Origin of the sequence: Citrobacter meridianamericanus, assembly GCF_041320245.1 — a bacterium.
Lineage (GTDB): Bacteria > Pseudomonadota > Gammaproteobacteria > Enterobacterales > Enterobacteriaceae > Citrobacter > Citrobacter meridianamericanus.
This window is the reverse complement of the sequence record NZ_CP101036.1, coordinates 3734283-3755330: the sequence shown is the minus strand read 5'-3', so window position 1 is coordinate 3755330 and position 21048 is coordinate 3734283. Positions and strand designations below refer to the sequence as shown.

Sequence of the window (21048 nt, the reverse complement as noted above, 5' to 3'; positions counted from 1 at the left end):
CGACCCCCGATTTCAAAAAATGCCGCCCTGCAACTCATCGACAGGGCGGAGACATCAATTACAGACCTTTAATATTTTCCGCTTCTAACTCGTTAAAGTATTTCAGCGTTTTCACTTTCAGTTCCATGGTGGAAGGCTCATCGCAGACCACAACGGCTTTCGGATGCAACTGCAGGCAACTGATGGTCCACATATGGTTAACATTGCCTTCAACGGCGGCTTGTAGGGCCTGCGCTTTCTGGTGACCCAGAACCAAAATCATCACTTCTTCAGCATCCAGCAGAGTACCCACGCCAACGGTCAGCGCATATTTAGGCACCTGGTTTACGTCACCGTCAAAGAAGCGTGAGTTAGCAACACGCGTGTCGTGAGTCAGCGTTTTGATGCGGGTACGGGAAGCCAAAGAGGAGGCCGGTTCGTTGAACGCGATGTGACCATCATTACCTACACCGCCCATGAACAGGTGGATTTTACCGTAAGAACGGATTTTTTCTTCGTACTGACGGCATTCTGCATCAATATCCGGCGCATTACCATTGAGGAGGTTGATGTTTTCTGCTGGAATATCAACGTGATCAAAGAAGTTACGATGCATGAAACTATGATAGCTTTCCGGATGTTCCTTCGGCAGGCCTACATATTCATCCATGTTGAAAGTGACAACATGTTTGAAGCTCACCTGGCCCGCTTTGTGCATTTCGACTAATGCTTTATAGGCTGTCAGCGGAGTACCGCCAGTCGGCAGGCCCAAAACGAACGGACGATCTGCCGTTGGTTTGAACGCGTTAATACGGTTAACGATATGGCGAGCAGCCCATTTGCCGACTTGTTCAGCGGTATTCAGGGGGATCAGTCTCATTCTTCACCTCAAAAGTAAATGTAAGCAATTGGCGGATTGAGTCTCTGTGCAGTATTAAGCGTAACCTGGTTTTGCATCGGTAAGGATCAATCCGTTTCGATTTTTTGAATGATAAAATAAGTTTTCGTAGTTAGCCAGTGAAAGGGAGGGTTAATAACGATATTTGGTGACTGGAATCACAAAAAACATGCTTTTAATTTGCGATACGAATTAAATTTTCACACACTCTGAATGTAGATGAATGGTTAATATCGTTGTTCCAGAATCTTGTTGTCAGGAATGGTCGCACAATAAAAATATGGCTTCAAAGAAGCCTAATCGGGGTCTCGTAGGGGGAATAAAATGAATATTTTAGGTTTTTTCCAGCGGCTGGGTAGGGCGTTACAGCTCCCCATCGCTGTGCTGCCAGTCGCGGCACTGCTGCTGCGATTCGGCCAACCAGATTTACTTAACGTACCCTTCATCGCGCAAGCGGGTGGGGCCATTTTTGATAACCTCGCGTTAATTTTCGCGATCGGTGTGGCATCCAGCTGGTCAAAAGACAGCGCAGGTGCGGCAGCGCTGGCGGGTGCGGTCGGTTATTTCATATTGACCAAAGCAATGGTTACCATTAACCCAGCCATCAACATGGGTGTGCTGGCGGGTATCATTACCGGTCTGGTCGGCGGCGCCGTCTATAACCGCTGGTCTGGTATCAAACTGCCTGACTTCCTGAGCTTCTTTGGCGGCAAACGCTTCGTGCCGATCGCCACTGGCTTTTTCTGTCTGGTGCTGGCTGCAATCTTTGGCTACGTGTGGCCGCCGGTGCAGAACGCCATCCACGCGGGTGGTGAGTGGATCGTAGGCGCTGGCGCGCTGGGTTCAGGTATCTTTGGTTTCATCAACCGTCTGCTGATCCCAACCGGTCTGCATCAGGTTCTGAACACCATCGCCTGGTTCCAGATTGGCGAATTTACTAACGCCGCAGGAACCGTATTCCACGGTGACATCAACCGCTTCTATGCGGGTGACGGTACTGCGGGTATGTTCATGTCTGGCTTCTTCCCGATCATGATGTTTGGTCTGCCGGGTGCGGCGCTGGCGATGTACTTCGCGGCTCCAAAAGCACGTCGTCCGATGGTTGGCGGTATGCTGCTGTCCGTGGCGATCACTGCATTCCTGACTGGTGTTACCGAGCCGCTGGAATTCCTGTTCATGTTCCTGGCTCCGCTGCTGTACCTCCTGCACGCAGTGTTAACGGGTATCAGCCTGTTCGTTGCGACACTGCTGGGGATCCACGCGGGCTTCTCCTTCTCCGCAGGTGCTATCGACTACGTGTTGATGTACAACCTGCCGGCAGCAAGTAAGAACGTCTGGATGCTGGTGGTGATGGGGCTGGTGTTCTTCGTTATTTACTTCGTGTTGTTCAGCGCGGTTATTCGTCTGTTTAACCTGAAAACGCCGGGCCGCGAAGATAAAGAAGACGATATCGTCACTGAAGAAGCGAACAGCAATACTGAAGAAGGTCTGGCTCAACTGGCAACCAGCTACATTGCAGCGGTTGGCGGTACCGATAACCTGAAAGCGATTGATGCCTGTATTACCCGTCTGCGTCTGACCGTTGCCGACTCTGGTCGCGTAAATGATGCGATGTGTAAACGCTTAGGCGCTTCTGGTGTGGTTAAGCTGAACAAGCAAACTATTCAGGTCATCGTGGGTGCAAAAGCTGAATCCATTGGCGATGAAATGAAGAAAGTTGTCGCGCGTGGTCCGGTGGCGGCAGCGTTTGGTGAAAGTGCGCCAGCGGCGGCAGCTCCAGTTGCAAAACCGCAGGCTGTCGCGAACGCGGTCACCGTTGAAGCGTTGGTTTCTCCTATTACCGGTGATGTGGTTGCACTGGAACAGGTTCCTGATGAAGCCTTCGCCAGCAAAGCAGTAGGTGACGGCGTGGCGGTAAAACCGACCGATAAAATCGTGGTTGCTCCGGCTGCGGGCACTATCGTGAAAATCTTCAACACTAACCATGCGTTCTGCCTGGAAACCGTGAAAGGCGCGGAAATTGTGGTCCATATGGGCATCGATACTGTAGCGCTGGAAGGTAAAGGCTTTAAGCGTCTGGTTGAAGAAGGTGCGGAAGTAACGGCAGGTCAACCGATTCTGGAAATGGATCTGGAGTTCCTGAACGCCAACGCACGTTCCATGATTAGCCCGGTTGTGTGCAGCAACAGCGATGATTTCGGCGCGCTGGTCATTAAAGCCGAAGGTCATGTGGTTGCTGGTCAGACACCGCTGTATGAGATTAAAGGTAAATAACTGCTCCTGAGTAAAGTAAGTTAAGTGCCTCAAGCGGCGGGGGATAATCCTCCGCCGCTTTTTTTTACAGCAAATACCCTCATATATCCTGCTGAAACACCTTTTTTGTGCAACTAATAGTTGTCTCCTGACGTCGCTTATAAGATCATGTTCCGTTATACGTTGTTTACGCTTTGAGGAATCCACGATGAGTGAGGCTGAAGCCCGCCCGAGTAACTTTATTCGTCAGATCATCGATGAAGATCTGGCCAGTGGTAAGCACACCACTATCCATACACGTTTTCCGCCGGAGCCAAATGGCTATCTGCACATTGGCCACGCGAAATCCATTTGTCTGAACTTTGGCATTGCGCAAGATTACCAGGGCCAGTGCAACCTGCGTTTTGATGATACGAACCCGGTTAAAGAAGATATCGAGTACGTTGAGTCGATTAAAAACGACGTTGAATGGTTAGGTTTCCACTGGACTGGCGACATTCGCTACTCGTCGGATTACTTCGATCAGCTTCACGCCTATGCGGTAGAGCTTATTAATAAAGGTCTGGCGTACGTTGACGAACTGTCAGCAGACGAAATTCGCGAATACCGTGGCACGCTGACTCAGCCGGGCAAAAACAGCCCGTTCCGCGATCGCAGCGTCGAAGAGAACCTCGCGCTGTTCGAAAAAATGCGTACCGGTGGTTTTGAAGAGGGTAAAGCCTGCCTGCGCGCGAAAATCGATATGGCTTCGCCATTTATCGTGATGCGCGATCCGGTGCTGTACCGTATCAAGTTCGCTGAACACCACCAGACCGGCAATAAGTGGTGCATCTACCCGATGTACGACTTTACCCACTGCATCAGCGATGCGCTGGAAGGCATTACGCATTCACTGTGTACGCTGGAGTTCCAGGATAACCGTCGTCTGTACGACTGGGTGCTGGACAACATCACCATTCCGGTTCATCCGCGCCAGTACGAATTCTCGCGCCTGAATCTGGAATACACTGTAATGTCCAAGCGCAAGCTGAACCTGCTGGTTACCGACAAGCACGTTGAGGGCTGGGACGATCCGCGTATGCCAACGATTTCTGGTCTGCGTCGTCGCGGTTATACCGCTGCCGCTATCCGTGAATTCTGCAAACGCATTGGTGTGACCAAGCAGGACAACACCATTGAGATCGCTTCTCTGGAATCCTGTATCCGCGAAGATCTGAACGAAAACGCTCCGCGCGCGATGGCGGTTATCGATCCGGTGAAACTGGTTATCGAAAACTACCCGCAGGGCGAAAGCGAGCTGGTCACTATGCCTAACCATCCGAACAAACCGGAAATGGGCAGCCGTGAAGTACCGTTTAGCGGTGAAATTTGGATCGATCGTGCAGACTTCCGCGAAGAAGCGAACAAGCAATACAAACGTCTGGTGATGGGCAAAGAAGTGCGTCTGCGTAACGCTTACGTGATCAAGGCCGAACGTGTCGAGAAAGATGCGGAAGGGAATATCACCACCATTTTCTGCACCTATGATGCCGATACCCTGAGCAAAGATCCGGCTGATGGTCGTAAAGTTAAAGGCGTTATTCACTGGGTGAGCGCGTCCCATGCGCTGCCGATTGAAATCCGTCTGTACGATCGCCTGTTTAGCGTTCCAAACCCAGGCGCGGCGGAAGACTTCCTGTCCGTCATTAACCCGGAATCGTTGGTCATTAAGCAGGGCTACGGTGAGCCATCGCTGCAGGCTGCGGTTGCAGGCAAAGCGTTCCAGTTTGAGCGTGAAGGTTACTTCTGTCTGGACAGCCGCTATGCAACAGCAGACAAGCTGGTGTTTAACCGCACCGTTGGTCTGCGCGACACGTGGGCTAAAGTCGGCGAATAAGTCGCAATACCTCCAGTCTAAACGCCGCGTCATGCGGCGTTTTTTCGCAAAAAACCGTACGCCAGGCTCCGTTTGCGGAGCGAATTAATTACATGTCTGTAATAATGGAATGGCTGAATATTTTTACGTTTAAATAACTTACCTCAATATGAAATAGGCTGAAACCGATTTCATCCTCATGGAAAACAAGCGATTTTTTCAACTTTTCAACGCTTTTTTATCTGTCGATGAAAATGTAACAGAAAGCAATCAAATATGTGCGGTTGCTCATACTATTACATACTCGTTACAGAAAGAGATTGATAATTCGCGTCGCGAAAAATAGTCTATTCATTGTAGTCACTGAGGTTTTCTTAGCGCTACTTTTTTTATTTTTTTCGCTGTCCGCTTTTGTCGGCAGCATTTTTATGTCAAAGAGGATTAACATATGCGTACGTTTAGTGGCAAACGTAGTACGCTGGCGCTGGCTATCGCCGGTATCACAGCAATGTCGGGTTTTGTTGTCGCTCCCCAGGTACACGCCGAAGGATTTATTGATGACTCTACCTTAACCGGCGGCATCTACTACTGGCAGCGTGAGCGTGACCGTAAAGATGTGACCGATCACGACAAATACAAAACCAACCTTTCTCACTCCACCTGGAATGCTAACCTCGACTTCCAGTCCGGTTACGCGGCTGATATGTTTGGTATTGATATCGCAGCATTCACTGCTATTGAAATGAACGAAAGTAGCGAAAGCGGCCATCCAAACGAAATTGCATTCTCTTCCAAAAATAAAGGCTATGACGAAGATTACTCCGGCGATAAGAGCGGGATTAGCCTTTATAAAGCAGCAGCTAAATTTAAATATGGTCCAGCCTGGGCGCGTGCCGGTTACATTCAACCAACCGGACAGACTTTGCTGGCTCCGCACTGGAGCTTTATGCCAGGTACCTATCAGGGTGCTGAAGCTGGCGCCAACTTCGACTATGGCGATGCTGGTGCGCTGAGCTTCTCCTATATGTGGGCCAATGAATATAAAGCACCGTGGCACACCGAAGTGGATAAATTCTATCAGGCCGATAAGAAAACCAGCGTAGATTACCTGCACTCAATCGGTGCGAAATATGATTTCAAAAATAACCTGTTACTGGAAGCAGCATTTGGCCAGTCAGAGGGCTACGTCGATCAGTACTTCGCCAAAGCCAGCTACAAATTCGATTTAGGGGGTAATCCGTTTACCACCAGCTATCAGTTCTACGGCGCACGTGACAAAGTTGACGATCGCACCGTGAACGATATTTATGACGGTACGGCCTGGCTGCAGGCGCTGACCTTCGGTTATAAAGTAGCGGAAGTGGTTGACCTGCGTCTGGAAGGTACCTGGGTTAAAGCGGACGGGCAGCAGGGCTACTTCCTGCAGCGTATGACCCCGACCTACGCTTCATCAAACGGTCGCCTGGATATCTGGTGGGATAACCGTTCTGACTTCAACGCCAACGGCGAAAAGGCAGTTTTCTTCGGCGCAATGTATGATCTGAAGAACTGGAACCTGCCTGGCTGGGCAGTGGGCGCGTCCTACGTTTACGCATGGGATGCCAAACCAGCGACCTGGCAGCTCAACCCGGATGCGTACTACGACAAAAACCGCACTATCGAAGAGTCCTCTTACAGCCTGGATGCGGTCTACACCCTGCAAGATGGTCGTGCTAAGGGCACTATGTTTAAACTGCACTTCACCCAGTACGACAACCATTCAGACATTCCGAGCTGGGGCGGTGGTTACGGCAACATCTTCCAGGATGAGCGCGACGTGAAGTTCATCGTTATTGCTCCATTCACCATCTTCTAATGCCAATAGCGGCAGGCCGGGCGCCTGCCGCCTCGTTGAGGAAAGTGCTATGAAAAAACTGATACTCATCGCCGTTATGGCATCAGGGCTGGTGGCTTGTACGCAATCCCCTGCACCGAAAGAAGACAGCCGCCTGAAAGAAGCCTACAGCGCGTGTATTAATACCGCGCAAGGATCGCCGGAAAAAATAGAAGCCTGCCAAAGCGTGTTGAATGTACTGAAGAAAGAAAAACAGCACCAGCAGTTTGCCAATGAAGAAAGCGTACGTGTGCTGGATTATCAGCAGTGTATCCAGGCCACGCGTACGGGGAACGATCAGGCCGTTAATGCTGATTGTGACAAAGTTTGGCAGGAAATTCGCAGCAAGAATGCCGCGCAGTAATTCAAAAAATGAAAAAGACAACGGGCGGAGATTTCTCCGCCCGTTTGCATTTCAGAGTTTATGTTCGAGCGGCTGATAACCCCGGTTCAACCGGATAAACAGCATTGCTGTAGCGGCGAGTCCGCAAAGTGCCGCACACATCAGCCACCATCCTGGTGAACTTTTATCCCCGGTTAGCTGGACCAGCGCTGTAGATATAACGGGTGTAAGGCCGCCAAAAATAGCTGTGGCAAGGCTGAATGCCAGTGAAAAACCCACTGTACGGACGTAGACAGGCATCACCTCGGTGAGTGCGGCAACCATTGCCCCGTTGTACATACCAAAAAAGAACGAAAACCAAAGCAGAACCAGTGTCATGCGCGTGAAATCTGGCGCGGCGGTGAGCCAGTGCATTACCGGCCAGGTGGTGATCAGTGCAAGTACAGTTATACCCATCAGCACCGGACGACGACCAATTCGGTCAGAAATCGCTCCGCCAATCGGCAGCCAGATAAAGTTAGAAATACCGACCAGCATAGTGACTACCAGGCTGTCGCGCGCGCTCAGGTGGAGTACAGCCCTGCCGTAGGTCGGGGTATAGACGGTGATGAAGTAAAACGTCGTTGTGGTCATCGCCACCAGCAGCGTGCCTGCAGCGATGAGACGCCAGTTTTTGACGATAGTGGTGAAAATTTCCCTGGTGTCGGGACGGTGCGTGCGTTGTAAAAATGCCTCGGTTTCCTGCAGCGAGCGGCGGAGCACGAAGATCAAAGGAATAATCATGCAACCAATAAAGAAGGGAATGCGCCAGCCCCATTCCGAGATCTCATCATGTCCCAGGGTGGCGTTCAGGCCATAACCAATCAGCGCCGCCACCACAATGGCGACCTGTTGACTGGCGGATTGCCAGCTGGTGTAGAAGCCTTTATTGCCAGGCGTGGCGATTTCAGAAAGATAAACTGAGACGCCGCCTAACTCCACGCCTGCAGAAAATCCCTGTAATAATCGTCCAAGTAATACCAGCACGGGAGCCAGCAGACCAATACTGTGATAGCCGGGTACCAGGGCAATCAGCAGAGTACCGCAGCCCATAATCGCCAGCGTTACCATCAGACCTTTACGACGACCAATTCTGTCGATGTAAGCACCCAGTACAATGGCGCCAACGGGTCGCATTAAGAAACCCGAACCAAAAACGGCGAAAGTTAACATTAGCCCGGCAAATTCACTCTCCGCGGGAAAGAAGGTCTTTGCGATATAGGTGGCGTAAAACCCGAACAGAAAAAAGTCGAACTGTTCGAGGAAATTACCGCTGGTTACCCGCAGTATTGCGCCGAAAGTTCCGGCACGCGATGGATGTTGTGTCATTGGGTTTGCTCCACTGTCTTATCATAATATTTATAGAGGTAAGAGTGTGCGGGTTAGTTGTCTGTGATCCCCGCCTGTTTGCCGCGCCGTTTCTCAATCGCCCACTTGAGTAAGGCTGCGCAGCGGTAAAATCCATGGGCAAATTTTCCGTAAGGAATGGTCAGAAAGAGCGCCATGACCACGCCGAGGTGAATGGCGAGTAAAACAGCCATCCATGACGTGTCTCTTCCCGCCAGAAGCGCTAAACCGGTCAGACTGGTCAGCAGCAGCAGTAAAATAAAACCGCGATCCATCGGTTTTTGCCGTGCGTCGCCATGCAGCGGTGAACGCTTAACGTTCAGCCATAACAAACCCGCTGGGCCGATAATCAGGCCAATACCGCCTAATGTGCCCAATATTACCGGCACGCTGAGGAACGGATAGGGCGCTTCAATACCTGCGAAATAGTGATAGCCCGTCGCCACCACGGTGGCGGCAAAACAGAGCATAAAACCGTAGAAGGTAAAGTGATGGTAACGGCGGCGCATCAGGGTGAAGGCATCATCTGCTTCGTTACACCCTTTGCCGTGCCCACCATCGAGATATTTCAGCGTCAGCGCATTGTGTGAGGCTTCAGCAATGTCGGTGGAAAGCGGTATTCCCGGAGAAATTTCGCGCCAGAATCGGATAACGCCCGCCATCAGCAGAACGATTGCCAGAATAAAGACCGAACCAAACATCCAGGCCAGCAGGTTATGCGGGAAAATTTGATAGAAATCCCCGGCCAGTGGAGGATGGAGTAACGAGCCCTTTAACCCCATGGCGAGAAGTAAAAACAGGATCAGACCGAAAACCAGTGCCAGCGTCACGGTGACGCCAGCACGACGATAAAGCGCACCAAAGGCGGCGGGTTGTGCGTAGTGCTGATAGGTTTCCAGCCGGACTTCCGCCATTGCCTTCGGCACGTTGATGGCAAATTCATGAGGCGGGGCATACTGACACGCGTGCAGGCAGGCGCCGCAGTTATGGCACAGGTTCGCCAGATAGTTGATATCCGCTTTACCGAATTCCAGACGCTGCGTCATTGCCGGGAACACGGCGCAAAATCCTTCACAATAGCGGCAGGCGTTACACACCTGCATCACACGTTCAACTTCAGCTTCCGACTCGGTGATGATTTGCGCGTCGATGATCAATTTCTCAAGCTGTTTCATAACGTACCTCCTTCTGTGCTGCCAGAGCAGCCTCCTTTCCGGCAATGCGGCCAAAAGTGGTGCCGATCGACATCCCCACGCCTGCGGTGTAGCCCTTGCCCAGCACATTGCCTGCCATCATCTCTCCGGCGACGAACAGGTTGCGGCTTGGAAGCCCTGCAAAGTGTACGGCAGCGCGTTCATTCACTTTCAATCCGAGATAGGTGAAGGTGATCCCTGGCCGCAGGGCATACCCGTAGTAAGGCGGCTGGTCCAGCGGTCGCGCCCAGTGTGTCTTTGCGGGGGCTAACGCTTTCGTCGTGCAGTTATCCAGAATGGTATGGTCGAAATGGCCTGGCTGGCAGGCGTTGTTATACTGCGTTACGGTGTGGGTAAAACGTTCAGCATTGAGACCCAACTGATGCGCCAGATCCGCCAGCGTATTGGCCTGTGCGCCAGGAAAGACCGGTGGCATGAAGTGGCCGATGGCCTTACTGTCGATAATGGAGTAACCAATCTGCCCTGGCTGTTGGGCGACCAGTCGTCCCCAGATGGCGTAGCGTTTGGGCCAGAAATCTTCGCCTTCATCATAAAAACGCTCAGCGTCACGGTTGACGACAATGCCAAGCGAAACGCAGTCCACGCGGGTGCAAATTCCGCCGTCATATAATGGTGCTCTGGCATCAATGGCTACACAGTGTGACTGGGATGGGTCGCCGATGATGTCCGCCCCGGCGTCGATCATAAATTTGAGCAGTACGCCCTGATTAAAGCGTGTGCCGCGAATCAGGAAGTTATCCGCAGGCCACTCACCGCGTTCATTTTCCCCCCAGGCTTCACGTAGCCATTCGCGGTTTGATTCAAACCCGCCAGCGGCAAGCACGCAGGATTTCGCTGTAATACGCTCTTTGCCCGCCAGCGCCGCCACGAATTCGCCGTTATGCAGTTCAAGCGCCTGTACCGGGGTGTTATAGCGGATTTGCACACCTAACTTTTCTGCGCTGCGATAATAGGCATTCACGAGGGCTTTCCCGCCGCCCATAAAAAAGGCGTTGGTTCGCGCCACGTGTAAAGCGCCAGAGAGGGGAGGTTGAAAATTCACGCCATGTCGGCGCATCCAGTCGCGGCATTGTGAAGAGGTGCGGATCACCAGACGTGCCAGGGCTTCGTTGGTATTTCCCTCCGTGACGCGCTGCAGATCCTGCCAATACTCCTCTTCAGGGTAGCTTTCCACCAGCACATCCTGCGGCGCATCATGCATACAGCGCAGATTACGCGTGTGTTGGGAGTTTCCCCCGCGCCATTCCCGGGGGGCTGCTTCGAGCAGGAGTACCGAAGCTCCTTGCTCCCGGGCGGTTAGGGCAGCACATAACGCGGCATTGCCACCGCCAATCACCAGAACGTCAACCATCGTATACTCCATTACCATTTAACTAATTGTTAAATTTGTAATTGAAATGTATACGTGCAGCTTGTGCGGGCGCTATAACGCAGTGCTAAAGGGGGTTTTAGTTATTGTAAAGGATAGCGCCAGGCCAGCGTCCCGCTTCTACCAGTTGATGCATCACTTTCGTCAGCACCACGCGGGCTGCGAGCCCCGCCGGGGTGAGTTCATCGTCAGAGAGGCTGACCAGAAAGTTGGGGCGACTCAGTATTGGATTATGGACGCCGATCACTCTTAGCGTCTCTTTATCGAGATGGGAAATTGCCGCGCCGGGCTGGAGGGTAGCGCCGATCCCACTGCGAACGGCGCGCATTAGTAGCGCCAGACCATCAATTTCTGTTGCGATCTCAATGCGTAGCGCGTGTTCCTGACAAATCGCTTCCAGCCTGCCGCGCAGACCGTGGCCTGGGCTAGGCATTATCAATGGAATATGTGCCAATTGGGCTGGAGCAATATTGTCATCAGTAATATCAGCCAGTAAAGCATGAGTGCCAATTAAAAACAGCCGCTCTTCGAGAATCGGTCTGGCGCTCCAGCGCAGGAGCTTTTCTTTTTGAAACACAACGGCCAGGTCAATCTGACGAGTGCTGATCATTCGTTCCAGGTTACCAGAGAGGCTTTCCACCACATGCAGACGGACATCACTATAGGTTTCTCGCATGGCGTTGATAAAAGGCATGCCGAGAATGGAAGCGGTACTGGGGGCCATGCCGACGCTGACGTGTCCGGAAAGGCGGGATTCTCGTGCGGCGAGGATTGCATCGTCTGCGTGACGGAGCGCCAGCTGCGCCTGGGCGTAAAATGCCAGCCCGGCGCTGGTGGGCGTCACGCCACGCGAGGTGCGTTGCAGCAGGCGAATAGCAAGTTCATTTTCCAGGCGGGACATTTGCTGGCTGAGTGCCGAAACCCCAATATTGAGATCGAGCGCCGCACTACCCATGCTGCCAGTTTCGACAATGCGAACAAAATAACGTAGCTGGCGAAGTTCCATTTCGATTCTCCGGAAGGGACAATTGATTTTTACATTAAAGCAACACAAGAGTGGAGGGAAGGGGGGAACGGGCTGAAAACGTGCATAAAAAAAGCCAACCGGATGGTTGGCTTTTCAGAAAGCATCACATTACTTGCCGTCGTGCGCGTGCTCATCTTCGCGACAATCACCTTCGGCGCAATGACCGTAAAGATACAGGCTATGGTTGGTTAAACGAATACCATGTTTAGCCGCAATCTCACGCTGGCGCGCTTCGATGGAATCATCGCTGAACTCGACCACTTTGCCGCAGTCGAGGCAAATGAGGTGATCGTGATGATGCTGTTGAGTCAGTTCGAAGACGGATTTACCACCTTCAAAATTATGGCGGGTCACGATACCGGCATCATCAAACTGGTTCAGCACGCGATACACGGTCGCCAGACCAATTTCTTCACCCATATCGATCAGGCGTTTGTACAAGTCTTCCGCACTGACGTGATGGTTATCCGGTTCCTGAAGAACTTCCAGAATTTTTAAACGAGGAAGCGTTACTTTCAGGCCAGCCTTCTTTAATGCGGTATTGTTGTCAGTCATGCGGAATCTGTCCTGTAGCTAAACGATTCACTTCATTAACAGAAGTGACAGAAATTGCACTTGAGATAATGCGATTCATTATAGAACTGCCATGGCTAAATGAAAACTGCAAGTCTCTGGCAAATATTGTTAATCAAAACGTGGTATCGCCGACAAACACACTGTGCAACACCCGATTGGCATCCAGCCATTGTACAGGGTCAGACGGAAAAGTTACAAATTTGTAGCAATTATTTTGATTGGTTTTATCTATTGATGCGGCGCAGATAGAAATCTACGCCGTACAAAATCAGGCATTGATGATTTCGTCGAGGTGCAGCTCTTCAGAGATCTGCTTAACCCATTTTTCTACGCGCTCTGCGGTCAGCTCAGGCTGACGGTCTTCATCGATAGCCAGCCCGACAAAGTGGTCGTCGTCAGCCAGACCTTTGGACGCTTCAAAGTGATAACCTGCAGTCGGCCAGTGACCAACGATGGTTGCGCCGCGCGGTTCGATGATGTCGCGAATGGTACCTAACGCGTCGCAGAAGTATTCTGCGTAATCTTCCTGGTCGCCGCAGCCGAACAATGCAACCAGTTTGCCGTTAAAATCAATGTCTTCGAGGGTAGGGAAGAAATCGTCCCAATCACACTGTGCTTCACCGTAGTACCAGGTTGGAATGCCAAGCAGCAGAATGTCATACCCTTCGAGATCTTCTTTGCTGCTTTTTGCAATGTCATGAACGTCGGCAACGTCTTTACCAAGCTGTTTTTGAATCATTTTTGCGATATTTTCGGTGTTACCGGTGTCGCTGCCGAAAAAGATGCCAGTGATTGCCATGAGTAAAATAACCTCTTGAAACTTATTGAAATGGTGGTGGCGCATTGCCCACGGATAAGGGCAATCATAGCAGAACAGTCAGGCATGCGGAAACAGCAAACACACAGGACTGCACTCTGTGCTACACGATTTATGATTTAGAGCAGAAATTCAGACTATGCCTGATCGCGCAACGCGCTGAGTTGGGTCATCAGCATCTCTTCGATGAGTTCACTGCGACTCATGTTGCGCGCCTCGGCCAGCTCGTTCAGAGCGTCAACGGCATCAGCGTTCAGTTTCAGTTCGACACGCTTAAGCCCGCGAACTTTATCGCGTTTAAGCTGATTACGTTTGTTAATACGTAACTGTTCATCACGCGAGAGCGGATTAGTTTTGGGTCGTCCCGGGCGACGCTCCTGCGCGAACAGATCTAATGTCGTACGGTCCGTTTGTTCTTTGGCCATGATCTTGGTGACTTCGGGGAAACAATCAGCCAGGCGTCTGCCCGGATGGATAGCGCGCCATAATACATCAGCAGGGGAGACACGCCAACGTCCACGCGCGTAATCGCGCACAGACGCTGAGTTTTTAATCAGTTAGCCTGTTCATTCAGATAACGACGGATGGCGCGCAGCACCGCCTCCGGTTTTTCTGCATGCACCCAATGCCCGGCACCTGCTATAACGTGCGCCCGAGCCTGCGGGAATTGCGCCAGCAGTTGGTCACGATACGCTTCGGTAACATACGGTGAATTGCCACCCGGGATAAACAGCGCCGGGTGCTCCCATGCCGGAATGGTCTCCCAACCGACGATATGAGGATATTGATCCCACAACACAGGAACATTAAAGCGCCACTCGCCGTCAACAAAGGATTTCAGCAGAAACTGGATCACACCTTCTTCTTGCAGGTGCTGACGCATAACGCTCGCCGCCTGCTGACGTGAAGAGGATTGCGCGTCAGTTACCGCGTTAATGGCAGCAAAAATCTTATCGTGGCGGCGAACATGGTAGTCAACGGGAGCAATGTCGATGGCGACCAGCCGTTCGACACGTTCAGGGGCCAGCGCGGTCAGCGCCATGACGGCTTTGCCACCCATCGAGTGACCAATAAAGATCGCTTTTTCGATCTGCCGATCGTCCAGCGTATCCAGCAGATCTTGCGCCATAGCCGGATAATTCATCTCAGGTGAACGAGGGGAGAGGCCATGATTTCGCATATCAACCTGGATGATATCGTGATCGGCCACTAGATCGCGTGCCAGGATCCCGAGGTTATCCAGACTGCCAAACAGGCCGTGAACCAGGACGATGGGAGAATTATTGTGCAGGTTTTGCGCAGATTGCGCTCGGATATTCAATTTCATGGCAAAGTTCTTTTTTTCACACTGACGGGTTAGGGTATCATGTTGACCATTCTGCCACATGGCTGCAACAACTACGGTTACTCCGAGTTTTGCGTGCCACCAGGCTTGACGCTATCCGCTGTTGGGATTTGCCTTTACACTACGCGTGTTGACCCAACAACTTGTATTCAGCTAAACACTGCACTGGATTAAGATGAAAACGATTGAAGTTGATGATGAACTCTATAGCTATATTGCCAGCCACACCAAGCATATCGGCGAGAGTGCATCCGACATTTTACGGCGTATGTTGAAATTTTCCGCCGCATCACAGCCTGTCATTCCGGTAGTAAAAGAAGTCCGCGCTGTGCAAGCTGTCGTGGAAGCCAAGCCGGTTAACCCCGTAAAAGATAAAGTGCGCGCGATGCGTGAACTGCTGCTGTCCGACGAATACGCTGAACAGAAGAAAGCAGTAAATCGCTTTATGCTGGTGCTGTCTACACTCTATTCACTGGATCACAACGCGTTCGCCGAAGCAACGGAATCGTTGCACGGACGTACGCGCGTTTATTTTGCAGCGGATGAACAGACGCTGTTGAAAAATGGTAATCAAACCAAACCGAAGCACGTGCCAGGCACGCCGTACTGGGTGATCACCAATACCAATACCGGCCGTAAATGCAGCATGGTTGAGCACATCATGCAGTCAATGCAATTCCCTGCGGAATTGATTGAAAAGGTTTGCGGAACAATTTAATCCTTGCATTAGAAGGACCAGGCAATGGCAATCCACAACCGTGCAGGTCAACCTGCGCAACAGAGTGATTTGATTAACGTCGCCCAACTGACGGCACAGTACTACGTACTGAAACCAACGGCAGGGAACGCTGAGCACGCCGTCAAGTTCGGTACGTCCGGACATCGCGGCAGTGCAGGTCGTCATAGTTTTAACGAGCCGCATATTCTGGCTATCGCTCAGGCGATTGCTGAAGAGCGTGCGAAAAACGGGATTACTGGCCCGTGCTATGTGGGCAAGGACACCCACGCGTTGTCTGAACCGGCTTTCATCTCTGTACTGGAAGTGCTGGCGGCGAACGGCGTTGATGTCATCGTGCAGGAAAATAATGGCTTTACGCCAACGCCTGCCGTGTCGAATGCAATCCTGGTCCATAATAAAAAAGGCGGCCCGCTGGCTGATGGCATTGTGATCACGCCGTCACACAACCCGCCGGAAGACGGCGGTATTAAGTACAATCCGCCTAACGGTGGTCCGGCTGATACTAATGTTACCAAAGTGGTTGAAGACAGAGCCAACGCGCTGCTGGCCGACGGTCTGCAAGGCGTGAAGCGCATGTCGCTGGATGCTGCGTTGGCATCCGGTCATGTTAAAGAACAGGATCTGGTGCAGCCTTTCGTGGAAGGACTGGCTGACATCGTCGACATGGCGGCGATTCAGAAAGCGGGCCTGACGCTGGGTGTCGATCCGCTGGGCGGTTCCGGTATCGAATACTGGAAGCGTATTGCGAAGCACTACAACCTGAACCTGACTATTGTTAACGATCACGTTGATCAGACTTTCCGCTTTATGCATCTCGACAAAGACGGTGCGATCCGTATGGACTGCTCCTCCGAGTGCGCGATGGCGGGCCTGCTGGCGCTGCGCGACAAGTTCGATCTCGCTTTTGCCAACGATCCGGATTACGACCGTCATGGCATCGTCACGCCCGCTGGTCTGATGAACCCGAACCACTACCTGGCGGTGGCGATTAACTACCTGTTCCAGCACCGTCCACAGTGGGGCAAAGACGTTGCCGTCGGTAAGACGCTGGTTTCTTCGGCGATGATTGACCGCGTGGTGAATGCTTTAGGGCGTAAACTGGTTGAAGTCCCGGTTGGCTTTAAATGGTTCGTTGACGGTCTGTTTGATGGCAGCTTTGGTTTTGGCGGTGAAGAGAGCGCGGGTGCCTCTTTCCTGCGTTTCGATGGTACACCGTGGTCAACGGATAAAGACGGCATCATCATGTGTCTGTTGGCGGCTGAAATTACCGCAGTGACCGGTAAAAACCCGCAAGAGCACTACAACGAGCTGGCTGCTCGTTTTGGCGCGCCGAGCTACAACCGCCTGCAGGCCAGCGCGACCTCTGCGCAGAAAGCGGCGCTGTCTAAGCTGTCTCCGGAAATGGTGAGTGCCAGCACGCTTGCGGGTGACCCGATCACCGCACGTCTGACGTCGGCACCGGGTAACGGTGCTTCTATCGGTGGTCTGAAAGTGATGACCGACAACGGCTGGTTTGCCGCACGTCCTTCCGGTACAGAAGACGCTTACAAGATCTACTGCGAAAGCTTCCTCGGTGAAGAGCACCGCAAGCAGATCGAGAAAGAGGCGGTCGAGATTGTCAGCGAAGTGTTGAAAAACGCGTAAGTACTGTTCGCACTGACGCGTTTTATAGGCCCGGTAAACTAGCGCTACCGGGCTTTTTTGTGCCGATATTTAACTATGTTTATTTTTCAGTTCAAAACGCGGTGAGACCAGGCCATACAGCGTCCAGCCGATGAAAGTCACGATAGAACCATACAGCATTGCTTCTTCGCCAGAGGAGTAGAGTGCATAGAAGCTGTATAATGCGCCAATAAACGCGACAAAGTTTGCTGGTTTCGCTTTTGACGATGGGACATTCGCCATCTTCTGAATAATAACCAGTGCGGCCATCGACAAGATATACGGGATGATATTCGTCACGACAGCCAGGTTGACCAGCACGTTGAACTGGCTGTTCAGCGACGGGCTGATGGTCATCAGCGATAAGCCACTCTGGATTATTACGATGGTCAGCATTCCCTGAACCGGCGCATCCACTTTAGTTACACGGGAGAAGATTTTCGGGAAGTAACCTTCATCAGCCGACGATTTAAAGACCTGAGCGATAGTAAACTGCCAGCCCAGCAGTGAACCACAGCAGGACATCACCATCAACGCCATGATCACTTTACCGACTTCCGGGGTGAACATCTGCGCAAAGGCCAAACCGAAAGGCGCAGTGGAGTTAGCCAGATCCATATTTGGCACAATCCCGGCGATCACATTGGTCGAAATGATGTAAATCACTGCCGCGCCCAACGTACCGCCCAGTACAGCGATGGGTACGTTGCGCTCCGGATTTTCAACCACTTCGGCGTTAGCGCAGGCCGATTCCAGACCGAGAAAAGCCCACAGGGTCATCGCAATCGAAGAACCGACCGCCGTGAAGAACGGGACGTGGTGTGGGTTCCAGGAGTTAGCGTACAGCGTCGGACTGAACCAGAACCAGCCGATGATGCACAAACCGACAACCGGAATAATAACGCCCCAGACGGTGATACTGCTGAGCTGCCCAGTAATACGTGCCCCGCCAAAGTTAGCGACGGTGCAGATCCACAGCACGCCGATAGTGGCCAGGCCAATCTGCACGGGTGTCAATGTGGCACCAAACAGTTCGGTACCGTAGCCCACGGCGGAGATAGCGATAGCCACGTTGGCAATTAACAGCGAAACGCCATAGGTGTAGTTCGCCATAAAGTTACCGGATTTGCCAAAGGCATATTCAGCATAACCGCCCATACCACCGGATTTACGACTGAACATACCGCATTTTGCGAAGGCCCACGCCAGTGCCATTGAACCGACAGCGGTCACCAGCCACGAGATGATCGAAATGGTGCCGACTTCTGCAAGTTTGGTAGGCAACATGATGATCCCTGAGCCCATCATATTGACCATGGTCAGGATGGTGAGCTGGACGACACCCATTTTGTTGGATTTGGCTTTGCTCATAACATTTCCCCTTTCAACAGATCGTCTTGCGCGTCTTTTGGCTTAATGACATAGCACCACACCTGTTTACGCCCGTCGTGTTCTTCGATGTAGACACCCTGAAGTTCAGGCGCAAAACCCGGCAGCAGATTGATTCCCTCTTCCAGCGCGCTAAAGTAACGCAATACTGAACCACCCCAGATTTCACCCGGAACCACACACAGCACGCCAGGAGGATAAGGCAACGCACCTTCCGCGGCGATTCGGCCTTCCGCGTCCGGTAGTCGCACCAGCTCAACTTCACCACGCAGATAGGCGTAGTTGGCCTCCTGGGGATTCATGCTGACGCGCGGGAAATGATCCTTACGGAACATCTCTTTCTGTAGCTGTTTCACGTTGTGACGGGCGTACAAATCGTGCATTTCCTGACACAGCTGACGCAGGGTATAACCGGCATAACGGGCTTCATGTTGTTTGTAGAGAGAGGGCAGAACCTCAGCCAGCGGGGCATCGGCTTCCAGCAGTTTTTCGAAACGCACCAGCAGGGCGACAAGTTGCTGCATCTTCGCCATATCTTCTGCCGGGGTCATCAGGAACAGGATGGAGTTAAGGTCGCATTTTTCGGGAACTACGCCATTTTCCCGCAGGAAGTTAGCCAGAATGGTGGCCGGAACGCCGAACGTGTCATATTCGCCGTTACGCGTTTTGATCCCCGGTGTGGTGAGCAGCAGTTTGCATGGATCCACAAAGTACTGGTGTTCGGCGTAGCCTTCAAAGGCATGCCAGTGTTCACCAGGAACAAAATGGAAGAAACGTAGATCGCTGGCAATTTCAGCGGTGGAATAAGCCTGCCACGGTTTACCTTCCACCATCTCAGGCACAAATGGCCGGATATGGTGGCAGTTTTCCAGGATCAATTTACGCGTATCAATTCCGTTGACGACGCAGTCCATCCACATGTTGCGCCCGCTGATGCCTTCATGCATTTTGGCGTTGATGTCGAGCGCGGCAAAGAGCGGATAGAACGGGCTGGTGGAGGCGTGCATCATGAACGCGTTATTCATTCGTTTATGGGGCACGTAGCGAGACTGGCCTTTAATATGGCTGTCTTTTTTGTGGATCTGCGATGTCTGGGAGAAACCCGCCTGCTGTTTGTGTACCGACTGGGTGACCAGAATACCAGGATCGTTTTCATTCAGATCCAGCAACAATGGAGAACAATCGGCCATCATCGGAATGAACTGCTCATAGCCCACCCACGCGGAGTCAAACAGGATGTAGTCGCACAGGTGACCGATGTTATCCACTACCTGACGCGCGTTATAGATAGTGCCATCGTAGGTACCTAACTGAATCACGGCCAGTCGGAATGGACGGACATCATTTTTACGTTTTGGCGCGACTTCACCGATCCTTTCTCGCAGATAGCTTTCTTCAAAGCAGTGAGCGTCAATCCCGCCGATAAAGCCGTACGGGTTGCGTGCAGTCTCCAGATAGACCGGCGTGGCCCCAGCCTGTAATAACGCGCCGTGGTGGTTTGACTTGTGGTTGTTGCGGTCAAACAACACCAGATCGCCTGGGGTGAGCAGCGCGTTAAGCACCACTTTGTTTGATGATGAGGTTCCGTTCAGGACAAAGTAGGTCTTATCCGCGTTGAACACTTTGGCCGCATGCTGTTGGGCGATGCAAGGCGCACCTTCGTGGATCAACAAATCACCCATTGCCACATCGGCATTACACAAATCAGAGCGGAAAAGCGTTTCGCCGAAGTACTCCACAAACTGATTACCCGCAGGATGGCGACGGAAAAATTCGCCCCCCTGATGACCTGGACAATCAAATGCGCTGTTACCCTGATTGACGTAATCGACCAATGCGCGGAAGAACGGGGGACGTAGCTGCGTTTCGTAGTGGCTGGCGGCGGTTTCTAACTGACGACCATAAAATGCTGAGCGGGCTTCATTGCATTCGAATACGCCGGAGATCCGTGGCAGATACTCTGCTGGAACACGCTCTTCATTTTCGGTGGCGATAAAAACGGGAATGCCGTAGCCGGTGGCGTCAATTTCATCGAGTTTTCCTCGTTCAATATCATTGATGGATAACACGATGGCAGCAACATCAATGAAATTACTTTCATCGATATTTACGCAGGAACGCTGCGTAGAAAAACAATCAGGACAGGAACGGCTTACGGCAATTTTTAATTCAGACATTTTCATCTCTTTATTTTAGGTAATAGCAGGTCCTCAATTTCTCAAATGAGAAATTGATAACTCCGGAAAAAAAAGCAAAGTAATACCGCTGATAAATAAATCAGTAAATTGCTTTTTTGAAGATGCAATAAACCCTAACCGGTCCG

18 protein-coding genes are annotated in these 21048 nt (G+C 51.8%); 6 read left to right on the top strand and 12 right to left on the bottom strand.

The genetic code is table 11. The annotated features are described in order from the left end of the window. Positions 1-58 precede the first annotated feature (58 nt). Entirely contained in the window at positions 59-859 is an 801-nt protein-coding gene (nagB, locus tag NMD08_RS18480; protein WP_085047509.1) for a glucosamine-6-phosphate deaminase, read from the bottom strand. A 342-nt stretch (positions 860-1201) separates the two neighbouring features. On the opposite strand from nagB, the gene nagE reads away from it, so the two are divergent. The 4 genes from nagE (at position 1202) to chiQ (ending at position 7222) form a co-directional block, all read left to right on the top strand. Next, positions 1202-3151 carry a PTS N-acetyl glucosamine transporter subunit IIABC gene (gene nagE, locus NMD08_RS18475; protein WP_151219520.1) on the top strand — a complete coding sequence of 650 codons (1950 nt, stop codon included), beginning with the start codon at positions 1202-1204 and terminating at the stop codon, positions 3149-3151. Positions 3152-3338: 187 nt separating this feature from the next. Beyond that, positions 3339-5006 carry a glutamine--tRNA ligase gene (gene glnS, locus NMD08_RS18470; RefSeq protein WP_210904821.1) on the top strand — a complete coding sequence of 556 codons (1668 nt, stop codon included), beginning with the start codon at positions 3339-3341 and terminating at the stop codon, positions 5004-5006. A 427-nt stretch (positions 5007-5433) separates the two neighbouring features. Further along, entirely contained in the window at positions 5434-6840 is a 1407-nt protein-coding gene (chiP, locus tag NMD08_RS18465; protein ID WP_151219521.1) for a chitoporin, read from the top strand. Between the two features lie 49 nt (positions 6841-6889). Further along, a complete protein-coding gene (gene chiQ, locus NMD08_RS18460) occupies positions 6890-7222 on the top strand; it encodes a ChiQ/YbfN family lipoprotein (RefSeq protein ID WP_003022817.1) in 333 nt (110 codons plus the stop codon). A gap of 51 nt (positions 7223-7273) precedes the next feature. On the opposite strand, the gene NMD08_RS18455 is transcribed toward chiQ, so the two are convergent. The 9 genes from NMD08_RS18455 to ybfF all read right to left on the bottom strand — a co-directional run bounded on the left by NMD08_RS18455 (position 7274) and on the right by ybfF (position 14917). Next, positions 7274-8569, bottom strand: coding sequence for an MFS transporter (locus NMD08_RS18455; protein WP_370618737.1), 1296 nt, complete (start codon positions 8567-8569; stop codon positions 7274-7276). 53 nt (positions 8570-8622) lie between these two features. Next, positions 8623-9762, bottom strand: a complete 1140-nt coding sequence (tcuB, locus tag NMD08_RS18450; RefSeq protein ID WP_151219522.1) for a tricarballylate utilization 4Fe-4S protein TcuB — start codon at positions 9760-9762, stop codon at positions 8623-8625. Further along, positions 9749-11152, bottom strand: a complete 1404-nt coding sequence (tcuA, locus tag NMD08_RS18445; protein ID WP_210904824.1) for an FAD-dependent tricarballylate dehydrogenase TcuA — start codon at positions 11150-11152, stop codon at positions 9749-9751. The genes tcuB and tcuA overlap by 14 nt, the downstream gene beginning before the upstream one ends. Positions 11153-11249: 97 nt before the next feature. Beyond that, the gene (gene tcuR, locus NMD08_RS18440) at positions 11250-12176 is read right to left on the bottom strand and encodes a tricarballylate utilization LysR family transcriptional regulator TcuR (protein ID WP_151219523.1); all 927 of its coding nucleotides are present in this window, start codon (positions 12174-12176) and stop codon (positions 11250-11252) included. Between the two features lie 129 nt (positions 12177-12305). Next, on the bottom strand, positions 12306-12752 hold the full coding sequence (gene fur, locus NMD08_RS18435) for a ferric iron uptake transcriptional regulator (protein WP_003022836.1): 447 nt from the start codon (positions 12750-12752) through the stop codon (positions 12306-12308). Further along, complete coding sequence (locus NMD08_RS18430; RefSeq protein ID WP_049259739.1) at positions 12745-12831, bottom strand: ryhB-regulated fur leader peptide; 87 nt, start codon at positions 12829-12831, stop codon at positions 12745-12747. Before NMD08_RS18430 ends, fur begins: the two co-directional genes overlap by 8 nt. Positions 12832-13041: 210 nt before the next feature. Beyond that, positions 13042-13572, bottom strand: a complete 531-nt coding sequence (gene fldA / locus NMD08_RS18425) for a flavodoxin FldA (protein ID WP_003022839.1) — start codon at positions 13570-13572, stop codon at positions 13042-13044. A 155-nt stretch (positions 13573-13727) separates the two neighbouring features. Continuing rightward, positions 13728-14015: a LexA regulated protein gene (ybfE, locus tag NMD08_RS18420; protein ID WP_151225090.1), complete on the bottom strand. Its 288-nt coding sequence runs from the start codon at positions 14013-14015 to the stop codon at positions 13728-13730. A 128-nt stretch (positions 14016-14143) separates the two neighbouring features. Next, entirely contained in the window at positions 14144-14917 is a 774-nt protein-coding gene (gene ybfF / locus NMD08_RS18415; RefSeq protein WP_151224947.1) for an esterase, read from the bottom strand. Between the two features lie 193 nt (positions 14918-15110). Here ybfF and seqA point away from each other — a divergent pair, with 193 nt between their 5' ends. Both seqA and pgm read left to right on the top strand, forming a co-directional pair. Further along, on the top strand, positions 15111-15653 hold the full coding sequence (gene seqA, locus NMD08_RS18410; protein WP_151219526.1) for a replication initiation negative regulator SeqA: 543 nt from the start codon (positions 15111-15113) through the stop codon (positions 15651-15653). 24 nt (positions 15654-15677) lie between these two features. After that, the gene (gene pgm / locus NMD08_RS18405) at positions 15678-17318 is read left to right on the top strand and encodes a phosphoglucomutase (alpha-D-glucose-1,6-bisphosphate-dependent) (protein ID WP_187252807.1); all 1641 of its coding nucleotides are present in this window, start codon (positions 15678-15680) and stop codon (positions 17316-17318) included. A 69-nt stretch (positions 17319-17387) separates the two neighbouring features. On the opposite strand, the gene potE is transcribed toward pgm, so the two are convergent. After that, the gene (potE, locus tag NMD08_RS18400) at positions 17388-18707 is read right to left on the bottom strand and encodes a putrescine-ornithine antiporter (RefSeq protein WP_370618735.1); all 1320 of its coding nucleotides are present in this window, start codon (positions 18705-18707) and stop codon (positions 17388-17390) included. Further along, the gene (speF, locus tag NMD08_RS18395; RefSeq protein ID WP_252838003.1) at positions 18704-20902 is read right to left on the bottom strand and encodes an ornithine decarboxylase SpeF; all 2199 of its coding nucleotides are present in this window, start codon (positions 20900-20902) and stop codon (positions 18704-18706) included. The genes potE and speF overlap by 4 nt, the downstream gene beginning before the upstream one ends. Positions 20903-21048: the final 146 nt, after the last annotated feature.